General features: G+C 64.0%; 17 protein-coding genes. 9 read left to right on the top strand and 8 right to left on the bottom strand.

Features of this window, described 5'->3' with window-relative positions:
* Positions 1-25: 25 nt before the first annotated feature.
* Genes gspE through gspC form a run of 3 tightly spaced genes read right to left on the bottom strand, consistent with a single transcriptional unit; the run spans position 26 to position 4,432 of the window.
* Complete coding sequence (gene gspE / locus RM530_RS13305) at positions 26-1,519, bottom strand: type II secretion system ATPase GspE (protein WP_311365737.1); 1,494 nt, start codon at positions 1,517-1,519, stop codon at positions 26-28.
* Between the two features lie 11 nt (positions 1,520-1,530).
* Positions 1,531-3,576 (bottom strand): type II secretion system secretin GspD, encoded by a 2,046-nt coding sequence (gene gspD, locus RM530_RS13300; RefSeq protein ID WP_311365736.1) that lies wholly within the window; start codon positions 3,574-3,576, stop codon positions 1,531-1,533.
* Between the two features lies 1 nt (position 3,577).
* On the bottom strand, positions 3,578-4,432 hold the full coding sequence (gene gspC / locus RM530_RS13295; RefSeq protein ID WP_311365735.1) for a type II secretion system protein GspC: 855 nt from the start codon (positions 4,430-4,432) through the stop codon (positions 3,578-3,580).
* Between the two features lie 176 nt (positions 4,433-4,608).
* Between gspC and RM530_RS13290 the strand changes: the two genes are divergently transcribed.
* The 3 genes from RM530_RS13290 to clpA all read left to right on the top strand — a co-directional run bounded on the left by RM530_RS13290 (position 4,609) and on the right by clpA (position 9,595).
* On the top strand, positions 4,609-6,819 hold the full coding sequence (locus tag RM530_RS13290) for a CHASE2 domain-containing protein (RefSeq protein ID WP_311365734.1): 2,211 nt from the start codon (positions 4,609-4,611) through the stop codon (positions 6,817-6,819).
* A 185-nt stretch (positions 6,820-7,004) separates the two neighbouring features.
* Complete coding sequence (clpS, locus tag RM530_RS13285) at positions 7,005-7,322, top strand: ATP-dependent Clp protease adapter ClpS (RefSeq protein WP_311365733.1); 318 nt, start codon at positions 7,005-7,007, stop codon at positions 7,320-7,322.
* Positions 7,322-9,595 (top strand): ATP-dependent Clp protease ATP-binding subunit ClpA, encoded by a 2,274-nt coding sequence (gene clpA, locus RM530_RS13280; protein ID WP_311365732.1) that lies wholly within the window; start codon positions 7,322-7,324, stop codon positions 9,593-9,595. The genes clpS and clpA overlap by 1 nt, the downstream gene beginning before the upstream one ends.
* Positions 9,596-9,889: 294 nt before the next feature.
* Here the strand turns inward: clpA and infA are convergent, their stop codons facing one another.
* From infA to RM530_RS13255, 5 genes are read right to left on the bottom strand one after another with little or no spacing between them, the layout of a single operon-like run.
* On the bottom strand, positions 9,890-10,108 hold the full coding sequence (infA, locus tag RM530_RS13275) for a translation initiation factor IF-1 (RefSeq protein ID WP_311365731.1): 219 nt from the start codon (positions 10,106-10,108) through the stop codon (positions 9,890-9,892).
* Between the two features lie 46 nt (positions 10,109-10,154).
* Entirely contained in the window at positions 10,155-10,862 is a 708-nt protein-coding gene (locus tag RM530_RS13270; protein ID WP_311365730.1) for an arginyltransferase, read from the bottom strand.
* Positions 10,859-11,614, bottom strand: a complete 756-nt coding sequence (aat, locus tag RM530_RS13265; RefSeq protein ID WP_311365729.1) for a leucyl/phenylalanyl-tRNA--protein transferase — start codon at positions 11,612-11,614, stop codon at positions 10,859-10,861. Before aat ends, RM530_RS13270 begins: the two co-directional genes overlap by 4 nt.
* The gene (locus RM530_RS13260) at positions 11,611-12,765 is read right to left on the bottom strand and encodes a GNAT family N-acetyltransferase (protein ID WP_311365728.1); all 1,155 of its coding nucleotides are present in this window, start codon (positions 12,763-12,765) and stop codon (positions 11,611-11,613) included. The genes aat and RM530_RS13260 overlap by 4 nt, the downstream gene beginning before the upstream one ends.
* A gap of 33 nt (positions 12,766-12,798) precedes the next feature.
* Positions 12,799-13,134 carry a hypothetical protein gene (locus RM530_RS13255; RefSeq protein WP_311365727.1) on the bottom strand — a complete coding sequence of 112 codons (336 nt, stop codon included), beginning with the start codon at positions 13,132-13,134 and terminating at the stop codon, positions 12,799-12,801.
* A gap of 168 nt (positions 13,135-13,302) precedes the next feature.
* Here RM530_RS13255 and RM530_RS13250 point away from each other — a divergent pair, with 168 nt between their 5' ends.
* The 6 genes from RM530_RS13250 (at position 13,303) to serS (ending at position 20,032) form a co-directional block, all read left to right on the top strand.
* Positions 13,303-15,660: a DNA translocase FtsK gene (locus RM530_RS13250; RefSeq protein WP_311365726.1), complete on the top strand. Its 2,358-nt coding sequence runs from the start codon at positions 13,303-13,305 to the stop codon at positions 15,658-15,660.
* Between the two features lie 74 nt (positions 15,661-15,734).
* Complete coding sequence (locus tag RM530_RS13245) at positions 15,735-16,178, top strand: TlpA family protein disulfide reductase (RefSeq protein ID WP_311365725.1); 444 nt, start codon at positions 15,735-15,737, stop codon at positions 16,176-16,178.
* A 72-nt stretch (positions 16,179-16,250) separates the two neighbouring features.
* Positions 16,251-16,883 (top strand): outer membrane lipoprotein periplasmic chaperone LolA, encoded by a 633-nt coding sequence (lolA, locus tag RM530_RS13240; protein WP_311365724.1) that lies wholly within the window; start codon positions 16,251-16,253, stop codon positions 16,881-16,883.
* Between the two features lie 156 nt (positions 16,884-17,039).
* Positions 17,040-18,296, top strand: coding sequence for a replication-associated recombination protein A (locus tag RM530_RS13235; protein WP_311365793.1), 1,257 nt, complete (start codon positions 17,040-17,042; stop codon positions 18,294-18,296).
* On the top strand, positions 18,293-18,688 hold the full coding sequence (gene crcB, locus RM530_RS13230) for a fluoride efflux transporter CrcB (protein ID WP_311365723.1): 396 nt from the start codon (positions 18,293-18,295) through the stop codon (positions 18,686-18,688). Before RM530_RS13235 ends, crcB begins: the two co-directional genes overlap by 4 nt.
* Positions 18,689-18,757: 69 nt before the next feature.
* Complete coding sequence (gene serS, locus RM530_RS13225) at positions 18,758-20,032, top strand: serine--tRNA ligase (protein WP_311365722.1); 1,275 nt, start codon at positions 18,758-18,760, stop codon at positions 20,030-20,032.
* Positions 20,033-20,077: the final 45 nt, after the last annotated feature.

Below are 20,077 nucleotides of genomic sequence, written 5' to 3'. Positions count from 1 at the left end.
GCCTGTCGACTCACCAGCGAAGCCATCAGTCTTCCGAGGTGACGCGCAGCACTTCGCGCAGGGTGGTTACGCCGGCCAGTACCTTGTTGCGCCCGGACTGCATGATGCCGGGGCTGGACTTGCGCGCGTGCGTTTCCATGATCTGCTCGGAACTGTTGTCGTGCACCATCGACTCCAGCGTGCTGTCGATCTCGATGATTTCGTGGATGCCGGAACGTCCCTGGAAACCGGTATGGCGGCATTGTGGACAGCCGACATCGCGATAAAGAACCACCGGCTCGGCATGCTGGATCGCGAGCTGCTCGCGTTCGACCGCATCGGCTTCGTAGGACTGCTTGCAGTGCGGGCACAGCGAGCGCACCAGGCGCTGCGCCATCAGACCGATCAGCGAGGTGGACAGCAGGAACGGTTCCACGCCCATGTCGCGCAGCCGCGAAATCGCGCCGATCGCGGTATTGGTATGCAGTGTGGACATTACCAGATGGCCGGTCAGCGAAGCCTGCACCGCGATCTGCGCGGTCTCCAGGTCGCGGATTTCGCCGATCATCACCACATCAGGATCCTGACGCAGGATCGCGCGCAGACCGCGCGCGAAGGTCATGTCGACCTTGGTGTTGACCTGAGTCTGACCGATACCGTCGATGTTGTATTCGATCGGATCCTCGACCGTCATGATGTTGCGGCTGCGATCGTTGAGCACCTGCAGCGCGGCGTAGAGTGTGGTGCTCTTGCCGGAGCCGGTCGGCCCGGTGACCAGCATGATCCCGTAGGGGCGCTGGATGATGCGGCGTAGCGCGGCGGTCTGTTGCGGTTCCAGGCCGAGGTGCTCCAGGTCGATGCGGCCGGCCTGCTTGTCGAGAATACGCATCACCACGCGTTCGTTGTGCTGACCCGTGGGGATCGTCGAGACGCGCACGTCGACCTTGCGTCCCGCCACCGAGCGCGAGATGCGGCCATCCTGTGGCAGGCGCTTTTCGGCGATGTCGAGCTTGGCCATGATCTTGATGCGCGAGACGATGCGCGGCGCCAGGCTCTTGGGCGGCGTCATCACTTCGCGCAGCACGCCGTCCACGCGGAAACGCACCATCAACTGCGATTCGAAGCTTTCGATGTGAATGTCGGAGGCGTTCTCCTTGATTCCCTCGATCAGCAGTCCGTTGATGAACTTGATGATCGGCGCATCGTCCTGCGACTCCAGCAGATCCTGCGATTCGGTCAGCACCTGTGCCAGCGAATTCAGATCCGGGTCTTCCTCGTCGCCCAGGCCTTCCATCAGTTCCGAGGCGGCGCCGCGACTTTCCTCGTAGGTACGCTGCAGGAAGCGGTCGAACTCCTCGTCATCCACGGTCTTGGGTTTGACCGGACGGGACAGAAAGCGCTGCACTTCCAGCACGGATTCAAGCCCGACACCACGCCGGCACACGATTTCGACATGCTCGTCGACGACGCCGGCCACGACGATGCCGTGGCGCTTGGCGAACGCATAACTCGGCCGGCGCAGTGCTTCCTGTTCAAGCATCATAAAGCCGCTTATTCGCCTTCAACGCTGCCGGGCGCCACGGTTTCGGCCGGCTTCCCCGCGCGCGGATCGTCCGCCGCTTCGTCCGGGAAGTCCGGCGCGGTGTTGTCGCGCAGATACTGCTCGATCGGCAACAGAACCGGCTTGGGACCACCGACCAGCGGCACGTCGCCCTGGCCGGCCTGCTGCAACTGTGCGTCGCGTACACCGTTGTACTTGCGCGCGGTGTAGTAATCCGCCTCACCGCGCTTGCGCAGGATCACCGGGCGCAGGAACACCATCAGATTGCGCTTGGTGGTTTCCACCGAGCGGTACTTGAACAGATTGCCCAGCAGCGGAATCTTGCTGAGGAACGGCACCGCAGACTGCGAATCGGTGACGTTGTCGTCGATCAAGCCACCCAGAACCAGCATCTGCCCACTTTGCACCGAAACGGTGTTGGTCACGGTGCGCTTGTTGGTGATCTGCGTCAGCGAGCTGCCGCTGGCCGACAGGCTGGAAATTTCGAGGTTGAGCTTGAGTTTGACCGAATCGCCCACGTTGATCTGCGGTGTCACGCCCAGTGTCAGACCCACATCCTTGCGTTCGACCGTCTGAAACGGATTGACCGCGCCGTTGATGCCGCTGCTGGTGCCGGTGCTTGAATACTGGCCAGTGAGGAACGGGACTTCCTGGCCCACCGAGATCTCGGCTTCCTCGTTGTCCATCGTCAACAGCGTCGGTGCCGACAGGATGTTGGTGTCGCCGTCCCCCTGCAGCGCGTGCAGGACGGCGCCGAAGCTGGTTCCGCTGCTGTTGATCTTGCCGAGAAAGGCGGTGGCGCCTTCACCGAGCAGGCTCAGCGCGGCGCCGGCGAGATCCTCGGTATCGGCGCCGGCGGTTGCAGCCTGCGAGGCCGAGTTCAGGGCGCTTTGCGTGCTTGAGGAGAATATGCCGGCGGCGGCGATGTTATCGGGGTTGTAGACCACCCAGTCGAGGCCAAGCTGTCCAGTCTTGTTGGCGCTGACCTCGGCGATGATCGACTCGACCATGACCTGCGAACGTCTGATGTCGAGCTGTGCCACCACGCTGCGGATCTGGCGCATGGTCTTGGGATTGGCGGTGACGACCAGGGCATTGGTATCCGGGTCGGCGATGATGCGCGAGCCCACGCCGCGGCCGCCGCCCTGCGCCGCACCGCCTTGCGCCGCGCTCTGCGCCTGGTCAGCCTGTTCCGCATAGCCTTCCAGAATCGGCGCGAGATTCTCGGCCGAGGCATAGCTCAGGTAGATGACCTGGGTCGCGCCGTCGTCGGCCAGCTCCACATCCAGGCTGCGGATGATCTCGATGTATTTCTGGCGCTCGGACTTGTCGCCGCCAACCAGCACCGCGTTGGAGCGTTCGTCCGCGATGATTGTGGCCGGGTTGGTGGTCGGATCCTGCTGCTTGTTCTGCTGCGCCAGCGTGCTGAGTATGCGTACCACCTCGGCAGCCGCGGCATGGCGCAGCTTGATCATCTCGATTTCCTGATCGCCGCTGCGATCGATCTCTGCGATGATGCGCTCCATGCGCGTCACGTTGGCGGCACGGTCGGCGATGATCAGCATGTTCGACGGCGTGTACGCGGCGAGGTGCCCCCATTGCGGCACCAGCGGCCGCAGGATCGGCACGAGCTGTGCGGCCGGCACGTTCTCCACCGACATCACGCGCGTCACGATCTCATCGCCGGGGATCGACCGCGTGCCGGTGCCGCCGTCCTGGCGCGCACTGGTTTCGGGCACGATCTTGATCGTGTCGCCAGCCGGAATCGCTGCAAAACCATGAACCTGCAGCACCGCGAGGAAGGTCTCATAGACCGATTCCGGCGACATCGGCGTCGACGAGATCACGGTCACCTTGGCCTTGACGCGCGGATCGATGATGAAGTTGCGGTCGGTGACATCGCTGACCGTCGCGATCAGCGTGTTGATGTCGGCGTCCTTGAGGTTGAGCGTGACTTCGTTCTGTGCGTGGGCCGAGAACGAGAGCGTCAGGGCGAACAGCGCGATCAGGCGCAGGCGAGGGGATCGGACGAGCATGTCAGTTAATACTTAGAGTGTAGTTCTGGAGTTGACCGCCACGTTCCACCGAAAGGTTCACGCTCGTGGCCTGGCTCAGTTCACCCAGCAGTTGCAAGGCTCGCGCCGGATCGTTCAATTCTACGCCGTTGACGGCCGTGACCAGGTCGCCGGGGCGCAGTCCGGCGGCCGAAAACAGCGAGCGGTTACGCCCCGGATAGATGCGGTAGCCACGCTGGTTGCCGCCCACGTTGGCCGGCACCACGCGGATGAATTCCTGGGCGCGACTGGGATCGGCCAGCAGGGTTTCGCGAATCTGGGTCAGTTCGGCGACGTCCACGGCATTGTCACCGCCGCTCTGGCCGGGCAGGTAGCGGCTGTCGGTGGCGGCGCTGGGCTTGTCCTTGTCGAGGCGCAGGGTTTCCAGCTGACCGGCCCGCGACAGGATCACCCGGTCCGGGAAAATCGCCTGCAAGGACACGCCGCGATCAATGTCATCGTTGATCGCATACGGTTTTTCCTGGCCGTCGCTGCTCTCGATCAGCGCGCGCGATCCATGGGTATCGGTGTTCGCCAGTATGCCGATGAGCTTTAGGTTGAGGCGCGTGTCCGGCGCATCCTCGATTGCGGCACGGGTCTTGGGCACTTCGTAGCGGCCAAACAGAGCGGCACTGACGATCAGGTCGAGGTCGACGGTCTTGGACGCGGAATCCTTGCGGTCAACGGTGACTGGCGGCGGCGTCCATGTCGGCACCGGAACAAACGCCCACACCAGATGTGCCAGCTGTACGCCGAGCACCAGTGCGAGTACGGCGCTGACCGCAGCCGGCAGCACGGCCAGGCCGCGATCGATAATCGGTGGGAGTCCCCTGCTCATGTCGCGCGATGATACCTTGCGACCGTGACGCCGCGTAGCCCGGTGACGACAGAAATTGTATCCGGTTGAAAGACTTGGTGTTCGTCTGTGATCGGCTCGCCGCCAGTCTCGAACATGGTGGCCGTACGCAGCACCACTACAATGACTGTTGGGGATCACGGGGGAGGCGGGGCATCATGCAGCGTTCGATAGTGCGGCTCGCGATTGGCGCGGCCGTGTTCACATTGTTCGCACTGCACAGCGCAGGCCAGCTGCGCTGGCGCCTGCTCGACCGGATCGAGACCTTCACCTACGACGCCCGCATGCGCCTGCCGGCCCAGGCGCAATCCCAGGCCCCGATCGTGATCGTCGATCTCGATGAAAAGAGCCTGGCCGCCGAAGGCCAATGGCCGTGGCCCCGCGATCTGCTGGCCGACCTGGTCGACCGCCTGTTTGACGACTACAACATTCGCGTACTCGGGCTGGACATGACGTTTCCGGAGCCGGACGGGCAGTCACCGTCGCGGCTACTGTCTCGGCTCAGCGACAGTGCTGTCGGCCGTCTGCCGGGTTTCGCGGCCGCGAGCGCGGCGGTCTCGGCGCAGATCGATCATGATCGCCGGTTCGCCGAGGCGCTGAGCGATCGCGCAGTGGTCATGGGTTTCGTCTTCAAGCAATCCGTGAAATCGGACGAAGCGCCGGAACAGGGCGTTCTGGGGCCACCGCTGTTTGCCGTCGAGGACGCCGTGGACTACGTCGCGCCGCACGGGTTTACGGGCAACCTCCAGGGCTTGCAAGCGCCTTCGGGCCTCGGCGGATTCTTCGAAAACCCGCTGGTGGACGACGACGGCGTGTACCGCCGCGTGCCCTTGGTGCAGGCCTATCAGGGTCGGGTCTATCCGTCGCTGGCGCTCAGCGTGACCCGTGCCGCCTTGGGCGGCGCTCCGGTTTCGCTGCTGTTCGACCCCCCGGCAAAGCGCCGCTCGCTGAATCTGGAAGCCGTTGAACTCGGCCCGCTGGAGATTCCGGTGGACGAGCAGGTCGCCGCCTGGGTTCCGTATCGCGGTGGATATCGCTCGTTTCCCTATGTCTCGGCGACCGATGTCCTGCGCCGAAGTGTCGAGCCGGGCGTGCTTCGGGACGCCATCGTATTGCTCGGCACGACGGCGCCGGGCCTGCTCGACCTGCGGGTCACGCCGGTGGCGCGTGCATTTCCGGGCGTGGAAATCCACGCCAATCTGATTGCCGGCATGCTGGAGGGCCAGATCCGCAAGAAACCGTCCTATTACCTGGGGCTGGAAGTGGTGGAGCTGGCGCTGATCGCGTTGCTGATCGGCCTGCTGTTTCCACGCCTGTCACCGCTGGCGGGTGCCGGACTCGCCGCCGGGGTGGCGCTGGCGGTCGTCGGTGGTGCCCTGCTGGCCTGGCAGCTCGGCGCGATCCTGCCGATGGGCGTGCCGGTGGTGTTCACGCTGTTTCTGTTCCTGGCCCAGCAGCTGTTCGGCTATTTCGTGGAATCGCGCGGCAAGCGCGAGATTTCCCGGCTGTTCGGGCAATACGTGCCGCCGCAACTGGTCGAGGAAATGGCGGCGCGGCCGCAGGTGGTGTCGATGGAGGGCGACATCCGCGATATGACCGTGCTGTTTTCCGATGTGCGGGATTTCACCTCGATCTCGGAACGACTGGACGCAAGATCGCTGTCGGACATGATGAACCAGTTCCTGACGCCGCAGACCCGCTGCATCCAGCAGTATCGCGGCACGATCGACAAGTACATGGGTGACGCGATCATGGCGTTCTGGGGCGCGCCGTTGCCGGACGAGTCGCACGCCCTGAACGCAGTCCGTGCAGCCCTGGACATGGTGGCGGCGGTGCAAGCGCTCAATCCGCAGTTCGAGGCGCGCGGCTGGCCCGCGATCCGGATCGGCATCGGCATCGGCAGTGGCGACATGCGCGTCGGCAACATGGGTTCCGAATTCCGGGTGGCTTATACCGTGATGGGCGATCCGGTGAACCTCGCCTCGCGTCTGGAGGGCCTGACCAAGGTCTACGGCGTGCCGATCATCATCAGCGAGATCACGCGTGAGGCGCTGCCGTCCGATTGGGCGATGCGCGAGCTCGATTGCGTGCGCGTCAAGGGCAAGGAACGCCCGGTGACGATCTTCGAACCCTTGGGCCCCAAGGAGGAACTGAGCAGTTCCGTGCGGGAGTCGCTGGCGCGACATCGTGGTGCCTTGCAGGCCTATCGTGGCGCCCGCTGGAATCAGGCCGAGGCCGCCTGGCTCGAACTTGCAAGGCGGGAACCGGAGCGCAGATTGTATGGTCTGTACCTGGATCGGGTGCGGCAGCTACGCGTGACGCCGCCGCCCGTCGACTGGGACGGCGTGTTCGTGTTCAAGACCAAATAGCGGCCGCGGCGGCCGCGCGCCTTGGGATTGCATTCCGCGCGCGGCGACCCAATATGGTGGACAGCGCCGTTCTCCCCCCGATCGACGGTGCGATTCCGGCGGGCCATGGTGTCGTCCTGGCCGCATTTCTTGAATATCCCGCGGACGGGGCTTGAGACTGTCCGAGGGCCGGCTATGATGGAGCCATGTCCGAGAACCAACGCGAAGGTCTGCTCGATGTCGTCACTGACGAGGCCAAGCCTCGCCTGCAGCAGCCTCCGATGTACAAGGTCATCGTGGTCAACGATGACTTCACCCCCATGGAGTTCGTTGTACTGGTTCTGCAGAAGTTCTTTCACCATGCACATGAAAAAGCGGTACAAATCATGCTGCAGGTACACACGCAGGGCCGTGGAGTGGCGGGCATCTTCCCGTCGGAAATAGCGGAGACCAAAGTGGCCCAGGTCAACAGCTTCGCCCGCCAGAACCAGCACCCGTTGCTGACCGTGATGGAGAAAGCCTGATGTTGAGCGATGAATTGCAGAAAGCCTTGGACGCCGCCTTCCTGTCGGCGCGTGGAGACGGTCACGATCTGTTGACGGTCGAGCACCTGCTGCTGGCGCTGCTCTCCGATGCCAATGTCAACGAGGTGCTGGGCGCCTCGGGCGCCGATCTCGAAGCGCTGGAGCAGGGTCTGCGTGACTACATTCGCCAGAACGTGCAAAAGGTGGCTGACGGCGAGGAACGCGACGTTCAGCCCACGCTGTCGTTCCAGCGCGTTCTGCAGCGCGCGATCTACCACGTGCAGTCGGCCGGCAAGAAGCAGGTCTCCACGCTCAACGTCCTGGTCGCGATCTTCAGCGAGAAGGACACGCAGGCGGTCTATCTGCTCGGTGAGCAGGGGGTATCGCGCCTCGACGTGGTCAATTACATCTCGCACGGTATTTCCAAGGTCTCGGGCGAGAACGAAGCCCCGCAGTCCGGGGAGTCCGCCGACAAGGAAGCGGCCGCCGGCGGCGAGCAGCCCGCCTTGGAGCAGTTCGCCACCAACCTCAACGAGCGCGCCAAGAAGGGCAAGATCGACCCGCTGATCGGGCGCGAGCTGGAAATCGAGCGCGTCATGCAGACGCTGTGCCGGCGGCGCAAGAACAATCCGCTGCTGGTCGGCGAGGCCGGTGTCGGCAAGACCGCCATCGCCGAGGGTCTGGCCTGGCTGATCACACAGAACCGCGTGCCGGATCTGCTCAAGGGCGGTGTGGTCTACAGCCTCGACCTCGGCTCGCTGATCGCCGGCACCAAATACCGCGGTGATTTCGAGAAGCGCCTGAAGGGCGTGCTCGCCGAGCTGGGCGAGCGCAAGGGCGCGATCCTGTTCATCGACGAAATCCACACCATCATCGGTGCCGGCGCCGCCAGTGGCGGCGTCATGGATGCCTCCAACCTGCTCAAGCCGCTGCTGTCCTCCGGCGAACTGCGCTGCATCGGTTCGACCACCTACCAGGAATACCGCGGCGTGTTCGAGAAGGACCGCGCCCTGGCGCGGCGCTTCCAGAAGATCGACGTGGTCGAGCCGTCCGTCACCGACACCATCAAGATTCTCGAAGGGCTCAAGGAACGGTTCGAAGAACATCACCAGGTGCATTTCACGCGCCCGGCGCTGGAAGCGGCGGTTCAGCTGTCGGCTCGGCACATCACCGACCGGCACCTGCCGGACAAGGCCATCGACATCATCGACGAGGCTGCGGCACGCCTGCGCCTGCTGCCGGAAGGCCGCAAGCGCAAGACCGTGCAGGTCAAGGACATCGAGGACACCGTGGCGCGCATCGCGCGAATCCCGCCGAAGGCGGTGACCAGCTCCGATCGTGATCGTCTGGCCTCGCTGGAACGCGACCTCAAGCTCGTGATCTACGGGCAGGACGACGCCGTCAACGCGCTGACTTCGAGCATCAAGATGTCGCGCTCCGGCCTCGGCAATCCGGACAAGCCGATCGGTTCGTTCCTGTTGGCCGGCCCTACCGGTGTCGGCAAGACCGAAGTCACGCGCCAGCTGGCTTCACTGCTCGGTATCGAGATGATCCGCTTCGACATGTCCGAGTACATGGAGCGGCACACCATCTCGCGCCTGATCGGTGCGCCTCCGGGTTACGTCGGATTCGACCAAGGCGGTTTGCTGACCGACCAGGTGCTCAAGCATCCGCACGCCGTGGTATTGCTCGACGAGGTCGAGAAGGCGCATCCGGATGTGTTCAATCTGTTGTTGCAGGTCATGGATCACGGCACGCTGACGGACAACAACGGACGCCACGTGGATTTCCGCAACGTCATCCTGATCATGACGACCAATGCCGGCGCGGAACAGGTGGCGCGGCGTTCGATCGGTTTCTCGGAGCAGGACAACACCAGCGACGCCATGGAAATCATCCGCAAGGCCTTTACGCCGGAATTCCGCAACCGACTGGATGCGATCGTGCCGTTCGCCGCGCTGCCCAAGGAAGCGGTGTTCCGGGTGGTCGACAAGTTCCTGCTGCAACTCGAGGAACAGCTGGGGTCCAAGGCTGTTCGCCTGACGGTGGACGAGGATGCCCGCATCTGGCTGGCCGACAACGGCTTCGACATCAAGATGGGTGCGCGGCCGATGGCGCGGGTCATACAGGAAAACATCAAGCGACCGCTGGCCGAAGAGCTGTTGTTCGGCAAGCTCTCCGGTGGCGGCCGGGTTGTGGTCAGCGTGACTGACGATGCCTTGAGCTTCGAGATCGAAAGTCGCGAGCAGATTGCGCAGCTTGAGATCGCCTGATCGGGTGTTCAGCAAGCTTGATCATCACAGCGGCCTTCGGGCCGCTTTTTTTCGCGTTCGCCGAGGCGACTGGCAAAGTCGCCCTTCCGGCGCGCGCGCAGCGGGGACGTGGAATCCATACCCGCCCACCGATTGACGCTTTGGTTCCGGGCCGCCTCCCCAATGTGTCCGACATGAATCCGGACAACGGACACGACAAAACCGCGAACGTCGTTCGGGACGGTCGCAGTCATGCAGTTTGGGAATCGAAGCAGCCGCATTCTGACGATGAAGGCGGCGACAACACCGGGACGCTTATTTGTCCCGGTAGGTAATGCGGGCCTTGCTGAGGTCGTAGGGGGTCATTTCCAGCTTGACCTTGTCGCCTCTGAGTATGCGGATGTAATGCTTGCGCATGCGGCCGGAGATGTGAGCGGTCACGACGTGACCATTCTCGAGCTTTACACGGAACGTGGTGTTGGGCAGGGTCTCAAGGACCGTACCTTCCATTTCAATATGATCTTCTTTGGGCATGGAGCCTTCGGGTTTCGAAAAAAAGCGCGCCATTATCGGCATTCGCTCAGCATTCGGCAATTCGTGACCAATGGCCGTTTTCGAGAACCTCCAATGGCCTGAAGCGTCGCTTGTAGTCCATGGTCTCGCTGCCGGGCACCCAATAGCCCAGATAAACGTAGTCCAGACCGGATTCACGCGCCTTGGCAATCTCGGTCAGCACGGCGAAAGTGCCGAGGCCGCGTGGCCGCAGCTCAGGGTCGAAATAGGTGTAAACCGCCGACAGGCCATGCGGCAGCACGTCGACCACGGCGCCGGCAAGCAGGCGGCCATGCTCACGAAACGCCCAGATCTGCGGCTGCTGCCAGCGGCAACCCAGGAAGCTGCGAAACGCTTCACGGTCATCGGCGTCCATGCCGCCGCCGGGATGACGTGCGGCGAGATAGCGGCGGTACAGCGCGAAGTGTTCGTCATCCAGGTCGTCGCCGGTCGTGACGTCGACGGCGCGATTGGACCGCAGGCAGCGCCGTTGCGCGCGATCGGGGGCAAATTCCCGAACCGGAACCCGCGCTGGCATGCAGGCGCTGCAACCCTGGCAATGCGGCCGGTAGACGTAATCGCCGCTGCGTCGGAATCCCAGATCCAGGAACATCGCGTAGCGCCGGGCATCCAGCGGCAGCTTCGGGTCGATGAACAGGCTGCGCGCGGTGCGGGTGTCGAGATAGCCGCAGGCATGGTCGGTGCCCAGGTAGAGCCGGATGCGGGCGTCGGTCACGGTCCCTCCGGGCGGTGCTCGCGGCTCGCGGGCACTGGAATCTCGAAGCGCCACTTGCCGGTCCTGCCGGGAACGCCGACCGCTTGACGCAACATCGCGAGAAACCGTTCGCGCGAGATATCGACGGCGCCGAGACTTTGCAGGTGTTCCGAACTGATCTGGCAATCGATCAATTCATAGCGCCAGTCCTGGAGCTGGCGACACAGAAAGGCGAGGGCGATCTTCGAGGCGTCCGGCTCGCGTGAAAACATCGATTCGCCGAAGAACGCGCGACCGATCGAAACTCCGTAAAGCCCGCCGATGAGCCGGCCGTGGCGCCACACTTCGATGCTCTGGCAGAAGCCGGTCTCGTGCAACTCCAGATAGGCGCTGCGCATGTCCGGCCCCAGCCAGGTGCCGCGACTGCCACGGCGCGGGCCGGCGCAGGCGTCCAGAACCTGCGCCGGGCAATGATTCAGCGTAACGGCGAAATCGCCGCGACGCAGTGTCTTGGCGAAGCTGCGGGATATCCGGAAGGCGGAGGGTTCGAGCACCGCGCGTGGGTCGGGGCACCACCAGAGTATCGGCTCATCCGGGTTGTACCAGGGAAAGATGCCCTGGGAATACGCCCGGACCATGCGCGTGACCGAGAGATCACCGCCGATCGCAAGCAGGCCGTTGGGGTCGCGCATGGCGCTTCCCGGCGGCGGGAACGCCTGCCGCGGGTTGCGCGGGTCCAGCCAGTGCAGACGGATGGGGTTGTCGGTGGTCATGCGTCGGTGCTTCGCTGTCGCTCCTGCTCGGCGGCGCGAAACGCGCTGTGTTCGAGCAGATCCCAGCGCTCGGCTTCCACCGCTTCGCGTTCCCGCTGCAAGAATGCCGCCACTGCGGAGTGCAGCCGCGGATCCTGTAGATGGTGCGCGGAGCGGGTGGTCACCGGGTCGAAGCCGCGTGCCAGCTTGTGCGCCCCCTGAACACCGGCGTCGAAACGCGACAGGCCTTCGCGGATGCAGAACTCGATGCCTTGATAGTAGCAAGTCTCGAAATGCAGGCTGTGGTAGTAGCCTCGTGCGCCCCAATTGCGGCCGTAGAGCGTGTCGCCACCGTGCAGGCAGATGGCCGCGGCCACGCGTCGCTCGCCGTCATGTGCACTCAATACCCGCATCGGGGAATGGGCGGTCCGGCCGTAGTCGAGAAAGAAATCCAGGCTCAGATAGGGGCTTTGTCCACGCTCGGCATAGGTATTGGCATAAAGCGCGTAGATGTCATGCCAGTCCGATTCGCTGAGGTCTTCGCCCCGGCAATGCCGGAAGTGCAGGCCGGCTTCGCGAATGCGGCGACGCTCGCGTTGGAGCTTCTTGCGCTTGTCGCTGGACAGACCGCCGAGAAACCCGGCGAAGTCGGCATAGTCTCGATTGCACCACTGGAACTGCACGTCGAGGCGCGTCAGGAAATCCTGATCTTCCAGGGATGAAGCCGCGGCTTCATCCAGAAACAGCAGATGCGTGGACGACAGCCTGTTGTCCCGCGTGGTGTTCAGCAGGGCTTCGCCCAGTGCCGATTGCACACCCGCTGCGCTCGTGCCCAACCGCGGGCCGCAGACCGGCGTAAACGGGATCGTGCTGACCAGTTTCGGGTAGTACGGCTTGCCGAGCTGATGACTGGCATTGGCCCAGCTGAAATCGAATACGAACTCACCGTAGGAATGGGTTTTCAGGTACAGCGGGACCGCACCAAGCAGTTGGCCGGCCTCGGTTTCCGCCAGCAGATGGCAGGGTTCCCAGCCCGTTCCAGCGCCCACGCAGCCGTGACGCTCCAACGCCGCCAGAAAGGCGTGCCGGGTAAACGGATAGTCCGGATCGAACTGGCGATCCCAGGCTTCGGCGGAAACCGAACTGATCGAGGAGACATGCCGCAGCTTCATGGATTCAGGCTGCGGCAAAACGGTGATTTCCGTCTAGTGAAATGTGATGGCAGTCGCCGGAATTTCGCGCAAGGCCCATTGAATGCAGGTGTCATATTCGAACTTGCTGAGGCGTTCGTCCGCGCTCTCCGGGGCATCGGCCGAGGCGATACGCCCGGTTTCGTCGAATTCGATGCAGGCGCCGGCGGTTTGCACGCGAATTTCCGCGCCGTTGTCGCTTTCGACGGTGACCTGCAGGTAGCGCAGGCGGTGCTTGGCGAATTCGGGCAGCGTATCACTGCCGGTCGCGACCTGGGCGGCCTCGTCGGGCGAGAACTCGCGCACCGTACCGGCAGGCGTGAGAATGAAATGGCGGATTTCGTTTGGCATGCTGCGGACCCCCGGAGCCTCGTATGCTCCTGTAGACCTGCCTCATTGATGAGGGTTCCGGTGCAATTATTCAAGTACGAGGTCGGCCCGCGCCTGAGCCGGCTCAGGCGGACGCACTGATATACTTGCACGACTGATTCATCCACGTATCGTAATTCCGCAGTTTCTGTGCCAAAGCCCAAATCTCAGGCCGTAGATACCGGGCCCGGCTGGATCGAACGCCTGCTGCACGAGGCCTTGTTCGCCACGGCGCTGGGTCTGTCCGTATTTTTGCTGGTCGCGCTGTTCAGCTACAGCCCGGGCGATCCCGGCTGGTCGTCGAGTGGTGACGGCGGCCGCATCCATAACCTGATTGGCGTGACCGGAGCCTGGATCGCCGACGTACTGCTGTCGCTGCTGGGCTATGTGGCCTATCTGGTGCCGGCGCTGGTCTTTGCGCTGGGGCTCAATGCCTACCGCAGCCTGCGCAACCCACTCATCGCCCGGCTACCGGCGGCGCTGCGGGGCGTCGCCGCCATCGTGACCGTGGCCTGCACCGCGGCCTTGTTCGCGCAGCACGTGGGGGCCTCACCCAATTGGGTGCCGCAGGGCAGCGGCGGCATCAGCGGCCAGATGCTGGCGGACACGCTGGTCGGCGTATTGAGCACGGTCGGCGCGAGCCTGCTGTTGCTGACCTTGCTGGCCGCGTCGCTGCCGATCGCGCTGACGTTCTCCTGGCTGATGTTGTTCGACCGTGTGGGTGAAGTGCTGCTCAATGGCTGGCAGTCCTGGCGCCGGCGCCGGTCCGAGGCGGCCGCCGCACGTGACAAGGCGCGGGACTCCGCGAAGCTCGCCGTGGACCGACGCGAGCTCAGTCTGTCGCCGCCGCCACTCGCCAACGGCGCACGTCCGGAGGCGCCGGTCGAAAGTTCGCCGTCCTTGCAACGCGAACTGAAGAAGCGGCGCAAGGCTCCCAACGCCGCGGCCGAAATGCAGCTGAGTCTGCCGATCACCGAGGAAGCCGAGGTGGAGGTGCCGCCGTTTACCGGTGATCCGCTGCCGCCGCTTTCGATGCTCGATGCGCCGCGACCGTCGGTGCAGGGTTTCAGCGGGGTTGATCTGGAGCGCATTTCGCGTGACGTGGAGCAGCATCTGGCCGACTTCGGTGTCACCGCCACCGTGGTCGCAGCACAGCCGGGGCCGGTAGTGACGCGTTTCGAATTGCAGCCGGCACCGGGCGTCAAGGGCTCCCAGGTCACGAATCTGTCCAAGGATCTTGCGCGTGCGCTGTCCGTGGCCAGCGTGCGTGTGATCGAGGTGGTCGAAGGCAAGTCCGTCATCGGCCTGGAAATCCCGAACCACCACCGGGATATGGTGCAGCTTTCTGAAATCCTATCCGGGCCGGCGTATCAGAATTCGGCTTCACCGGTCACGTTGGCGCTGGGCAAGGACATCGCGGGCCATCCGGTCGTGATCGATCTGGCGAAGATGCCGCATTTGATGGTGGCCGGCACCACCGGTGCCGGCAAGTCGGTGGCGATCAACGTGATGATTCTGTCGATCCTGTATCGGGCCACGGCCGATCAGGTGCGCCTGATCCTGATCGACCCGAAGATGTTGGAGCTGTCGGTCTACGAAGGCATTCCGCATCTGCTGACGCCGGTCGTGACTGACATGAAGGATGCCGCCAATGCGCTGCGCTGGTGTGTCGGCGAAATGGAACGCCGCTACCGTCTGATGACGCAAATCGGGGTGCGCAATCTGGCCGGCCTGAATCGCAAGATCGCGGACGCGGTGGCCGCCGGCAAGCCGCTGATCGACCCCTTGGCGCCCAAGCCGGACATGGATCTGTTCGAGGACGGCGAAACGCCGGAACCGGTGTATCTGGACGCGGTGCCGGCGATCGTGGTCATCATCGACGAGCTTGCGGACATGATGATGGTCGTCGGCAAGAAGGTCGAAGAGCTGATCGCCCGTATCGCGCAGAAGGCGCGTGCCGCCGGTATTCATTTGATCGTTGCGACCCAGCGCCCCAGCGTCGACGTCATCACCGGCCTGATCAAGGCCAATATCCCGTCGCGCGTGGCGTTCCAGGTGGCCTCGCGCGTGGATTCACGCACGATTCTCGATGAAATGGGCGCCGAAACCTTGCTGGGTCACGGCGACATGTTGTATCGCCCGGTGGGTTCCAGCCGCATCAATCGCGTGCACGGCGCTTTCGTCGACGACCATGAGGTCCACAAGGTGGCCGCCTACCTGCGTCAGGTCGGCGAACCGGACTACATCGAGGCGGTGGTGTCCGGCGAGCCCGATGCCGGTACCGGTGCCGAGACCGAGGATGCCGAGCAGGATCCGCTCTACGACCAGGCCGTGGCCCTGGTCATCGAAACCGGCAAGGCCTCCACATCCTGGGTACAGCGCCGCCTCAAGATCGGCTACAACCGCGCGGCCCGCATGATCGAGCAGATGGAAGCCTCCGGCGTGGTCGGTCCCAGCGGGCCCGGCGGCAATCGGGAAATTCTGGTGCCGGGAGCAGGCGAGCGTTGAGGCGGCTACTGCTCGGCCTGGCGGGCCCAATTGTCTTTCTTGTTCTGATCCTGTCGGCGACGCCGGCGCGTGCAATGCTGCTGCCCGGCGATACGCCGCCGCCGATGCTCGGTGTGGACGTGAACGGGCAGATGCGCGAGTTGGCGGAGTTTCGCGGCCGCGTCGTCATCGTCAGTTTCTGGGCCAGCTGGTGTGCGCCCTGTTTCGATGAAATGAAACTTCTGGAGCGCGTTCAGCGCAGCGTAGGGCGTGACCGTCTGGTCATCGCCTCGATCAATTTCGCGCAGTCCTCCGAAGTGTTCGCGGAACTCAAGACCCGGCTCAGCGATGTCGATCTGATGCTCACTTCGGACCCGCACGGTGCGCTCGGCACGCAGTACGGTGTCAACCGAATACCGTTCAGCTTCGTCATAGATCAACAGGGCGTGATTCGTTACGTCTACAGTGGCTATGGCGAAAAAATCCAGCGCGCCCTGGCCGAGGACCTTGATCGACTGCTGGAGCGGTCGCCCCGCTGAGGGACCGGGTTCATAGGCGGTTCAGTACCGCATCCGATGATCGCGCCCATTTCGATGTTCCGGAGCTTCTCCTTGAATAGAAAATTGCTGTCCACGCTGGGTGTGTTGCTGAGCCTGATGTTTGGTGCCGCGCCGGTTCATGCGAGTGAGGCCGAAAGCGCCTTGCGCAGCTTCGTCGAGGACGTGCGCACCTTCAGTGCCAACTACGAACAGGTGCAGACCGACGATTCGGGCGAAGTGCTGCAACGTTCCAGCGGCAGCATGGCGCTGTCGCGCCCCGGAAAATTCCGATGGACCTACGACACACCGTATGAGCAACTCATGGTCTGTGACGGTGAATCGATCTGGGTCTACGACCCGGACTTGGCGCAGGTCACGCGCCGTCCCGCCGAGGCGGCCCTGAGCGGAACCCCGGCGGCACTGCTGGCGCAGCGCGCCAGCCTGTCGGACAGCTTCACGATCGAGGATGGCGGACGCAGTGACGGCCTGCAAAACGTGCGGCTGCTGCCGACTCAGACCGACAGCGATTTCAAATCGATCGAGCTGTGGCTGCGCAAGGGTGCGCCGGTGCGCATGCGTTTCCATGATCAGCTCGGCGGCCAGACCGATGTGCGCTTCACCGATCTGAGCGTCAACCAGACGATCGACGCCGCGCAGTTCCAGTTCACGCCGCCGGCCGACGCGGAGCTCGTCGACGCCGGCTGAGCGAGTTTGGCGAGGCTTCGCAGGAACGCTGATCGTCGCGGGAACAGCGCGTAAACTTTCGCGATGGCCCTCGAACTGGAAACCTCGCCCCCCAGGCCCACGCATGGCAGCGCGGTGAGTGCCGCGACGCTCGACGCCGCGCCGCTGGCGGAACGGATGCGCCCGCGCAGCCTGGACGAGATTGTCGGACAGGCGCATCTGGTCGGAAAAGCGGCGCCGCTGCGGGCGCTGCTGGAAGCCGGGCGGCCGCCGTCGATGATCCTGTGGGGCCCTCCCGGCACCGGCAAGACCACGCTCGCGCGCGTGGTCGCGCGCCACGTGGATGCGCAGTTCCTGACGCTGTCTGCTGTGATGGCGGGCGTCAAGGACATCCGTGAGGCCGTGGCCAAGGCGCAGCTGGCGCGCCAGGCGCAGCCGCCGATGCGTACCGTGCTGTTCATCGACGAAATCCATCGCTTCAACAAGAGCCAGCAGGATGCGTTGCTGCCGTATGTCGAAGACGGCACCCTGATCCTGATCGGTGCGACCACGGAAAACCCTTCGTTTGAACTCAATAGCGCCTTGTTGTCGCGCGGTCGTGTGTTCGTGCTCAACACCCTGTCGTCCGAGGATCTGCGCGGACTCCTGCAGCGTGCACTCGACGATGCGGAGCGGGGTCTCGGCGGCCTGGAGGTGCCCGAGGACTGGCTGAGCCGCATTGTCGAACTCGCCGACGGCGACGCGCGGCGCTCGCTGGTGCTGCTGGAAACCGTGGGCGAATGGCTGCGTGCCGGCGGTGGTGCGGACGAGGCCGCGCTCGACCGTCTGCTGGGGCGCGGCATGCGTCGCTTCGACAAGGGCGGCGACAATTTCTACGATCAGATTTCGGCGCTGCATAAGTCAGTGCGCGGCTCCAATCCCGATGCCGCGCTGTACTGGTTCTCGCGCATGCTCGACGGCGGCGCGGACGCCGGCTATCTCGCACGCCGGTTGACGCGCATGGCGGTCGAAGACATCGGCCTGGCCGATCCGCGCGCGCTGCCAATGTGTCTTCAGGCCTGGGACGCGTACGAGCGCCTGGGTTCGCCGGAAGGCGATCTGGCGCTGGCGCAGGTCGCGGTGTATCTCGCGGTGGCACCCAAGTCCAATGCGGTCTATACGGCGTTCAAGGCCGCGCGCGATGATGTGAACCGGCACGGCAGCCTGGAAGTGCCGATGCACATCCGCAATGCGCCGACCAAACTGATGAAGGGGCTCGGCTACGGCAAGGGCTACCGTTACGATCACGACGAGGCCGGCGCCGTCGCCGCCGGGCAGAGCTTTCTGCCGGAACGCATCGAGGGCACGGTGTATTACCAGCCGGTGACACGTGGCCTGGAAATCAAGATTGGCGAACGACTCGCGCAACTGCGCAAAGGACCGGAATCCAAGTGAGCCTGTTCGGATTTTTCGTGGTGGGCATCGGCGCCGCACTGGGCGCCTGTCTGCGCTGGTCGCTGAGCCTGTGGCTCAACCCGATCATCGCCACCCTGCCGCTGGGGACGCTTGCGGCCAACCTGATCGGTGGTTATTTGATGGGCGTGGCAATGGGCCTGCTGCCGATACTGCACAGCCTGTCACCCGAGGCGCGGCTGATGATCACCACCGGATTCCTCGGCGGGCTGACGACTTTCTCCACTTTCTCAGCCGAATCCACCAGCCTGTTGCTGCGCCAGCAGTTCGGCGCCGCGATGCTTTTGATCGGCGTTCACGTGCTGGGCTCGCTGGCGGCCACGGTGCTGGGTCTGGCCAGCGTGCATGGCCTGCGGTTGTGGATCGCGCGTTGAGCGAAAGCGTGAAGGCGGTTTCAACGTCTACAATGCGCGTCCTTTTCTGACGCCCGAAGAGCTTTTCCGATGCTGGATCCCAAACTGCTGCGTAGCGATCCCGAGACGGTCCGCGCGCGACTGGCGCGCCGCGGTTTCGAATTCGATCTGGCGGGTTTCGCCGACCTGGAATCACGGCGCAAGCTGTTGCAGATCGAAACCGAAGCTCTGCAAAGCGAGCGCAATGCCCGGTCCAAGTCGATCGGCCAGGCCAAGGGCCGGGGTGAGGACATCACGCCGCTGCTGGCGGCGGTCGATCAGATCAAGGGCAAGCTCGAATCGAATGCGTCCGCGCTCGAAGCCGTGCAGGCCGAAATCGAGCAGTTCGTGATGGCGCTGCCGAACCTGCCGCACGAAAGCGTGCCGGACGGCACCCGCGAGGACGATAACGTCGAAGTGCGTCGCTGGGGCACGCCGCGCGAGTTTGATTTCGAGGTTCGCAACCATGCCGATCTCGGCGAGGCACTGGGACAGCTCGATTTCGAGGTGGCGGCCAAGCTCACGGGCAGCCGTTTTGCGGTGCTCAAGCGTGATCTGGCGCGGCTGCATCGTGCGCTGATCCAGTTCATGCTGGATCTGCACGTGGACGAGCATGCCTACGAGGAAGTCTATGTGCCGTATATCGTCAACGCGGCTTCGCTGCGTGGCACCGGGCAGCTGCCGAAGTTCGGCGAGGATTTGTTCAAGCTCGACGCGGAGTCCGACTGGTATCTGATCCCCACCGCCGAAGTGCCGGTGACGAATCTGTGCCGCGACGAGATTCTGGACCCCGATGAATTGCCGCGGCGCATGGTCGCGCATACGCCCTGCTTCCGTTCGGAAGCCGGTTCGGCGGGCCGCGACACGCGCGGGCTGATCCGTATGCACCAGTTCGAGAAGGTCGAACTGGTGCACATCACGCGGCCGGAGGACTCCTACGAAGCTCTGGAAGCCCTGACGGCACATGCAGAAAAGGTCCTTCAGTTGCTGGAACTGCCGTATCGCGTGCTGGCACTGTGCGCCGGCGACATGGGCGCCGCTGCCGCCAAGACCTACGACCTCGAGGTCTGGTTGCCGTCACAGCAGCGCTACCGCGAGATTTCCTCGTGTTCGAACTGCGAGGACTTCCAGGCACGGCGCATGCTTGCTCGCTACCGCCATCCGGACACGCGCAAGCCGGAGCTGGTGCATACGCTCAATGGCTCCGGTCTGGCGGTCGGGCGTACGCTGGTCGCGATCCTCGAGAACTACCAGAACGCGGATGGCAGCATTGCCGTGCCGGACGCGCTCAAGCCTTACCTGCGCGGCATCGAGCGATTAGGCTAAGGTCGGCCCTGGGGCCGACGATGACGGGCGAATCCGGGAGGCGTG

Source organism: Banduia mediterranea (assembly GCF_031846245.1).
Taxonomy (GTDB): domain Bacteria; phylum Pseudomonadota; class Gammaproteobacteria; order Nevskiales; family Nevskiaceae; genus Banduia; species Banduia mediterranea.
This window is presented reverse-complemented; position numbering and strand designations above follow the sequence as displayed.

Excerpts from the sequence above, each read along its gene's own strand:
- serS (WP_311365722.1), top strand. The coding sequence starts at position 18,758 with ATGCTGGATCCCAAACTGCTGCGTAGCGATCCCGAGACGGTCCGCGCG.
- clpA (WP_311365732.1), top strand. The coding sequence starts at position 7,322 with ATGTTGAGCGATGAATTGCAGAAAGCCTTGGACGCCGCCTTCCTGTCG.
- gspE (WP_311365737.1), bottom strand. The coding sequence starts at position 1,519 with ATGCTTGAACAGGAAGCACTGCGCCGGCCGAGTTATGCGTTCGCCAAG.
- clpS (WP_311365733.1), top strand. The coding sequence starts at position 7,005 with ATGTCCGAGAACCAACGCGAAGGTCTGCTCGATGTCGTCACTGACGAG.
- gspC (WP_311365735.1), bottom strand. The coding sequence starts at position 4,432 with ATGAGCAGGGGACTCCCACCGATTATCGATCGCGGCCTGGCCGTGCTG.
- RM530_RS13290 (WP_311365734.1), top strand. The coding sequence starts at position 4,609 with ATGCAGCGTTCGATAGTGCGGCTCGCGATTGGCGCGGCCGTGTTCACA.
- infA (WP_311365731.1), bottom strand. The coding sequence starts at position 10,108 with ATGCCCAAAGAAGATCATATTGAAATGGAAGGTACGGTCCTTGAGACC.
- aat (WP_311365729.1), bottom strand. The coding sequence starts at position 11,614 with ATGACCACCGACAACCCCATCCGTCTGCACTGGCTGGACCCGCGCAAC.
- gspD (WP_311365736.1), bottom strand. The coding sequence starts at position 3,576 with ATGCTCGTCCGATCCCCTCGCCTGCGCCTGATCGCGCTGTTCGCCCTG.
- RM530_RS13255 (WP_311365727.1), bottom strand. The coding sequence starts at position 13,134 with ATGCCAAACGAAATCCGCCATTTCATTCTCACGCCTGCCGGTACGGTG.
- RM530_RS13235 (WP_311365793.1), top strand. The coding sequence starts at position 17,040 with ATGCGCCCGCGCAGCCTGGACGAGATTGTCGGACAGGCGCATCTGGTC.
- RM530_RS13245 (WP_311365725.1), top strand. The coding sequence starts at position 15,735 with ATGCTGCTGCCCGGCGATACGCCGCCGCCGATGCTCGGTGTGGACGTG.
- RM530_RS13260 (WP_311365728.1), bottom strand. The coding sequence starts at position 12,765 with ATGAAGCTGCGGCATGTCTCCTCGATCAGTTCGGTTTCCGCCGAAGCC.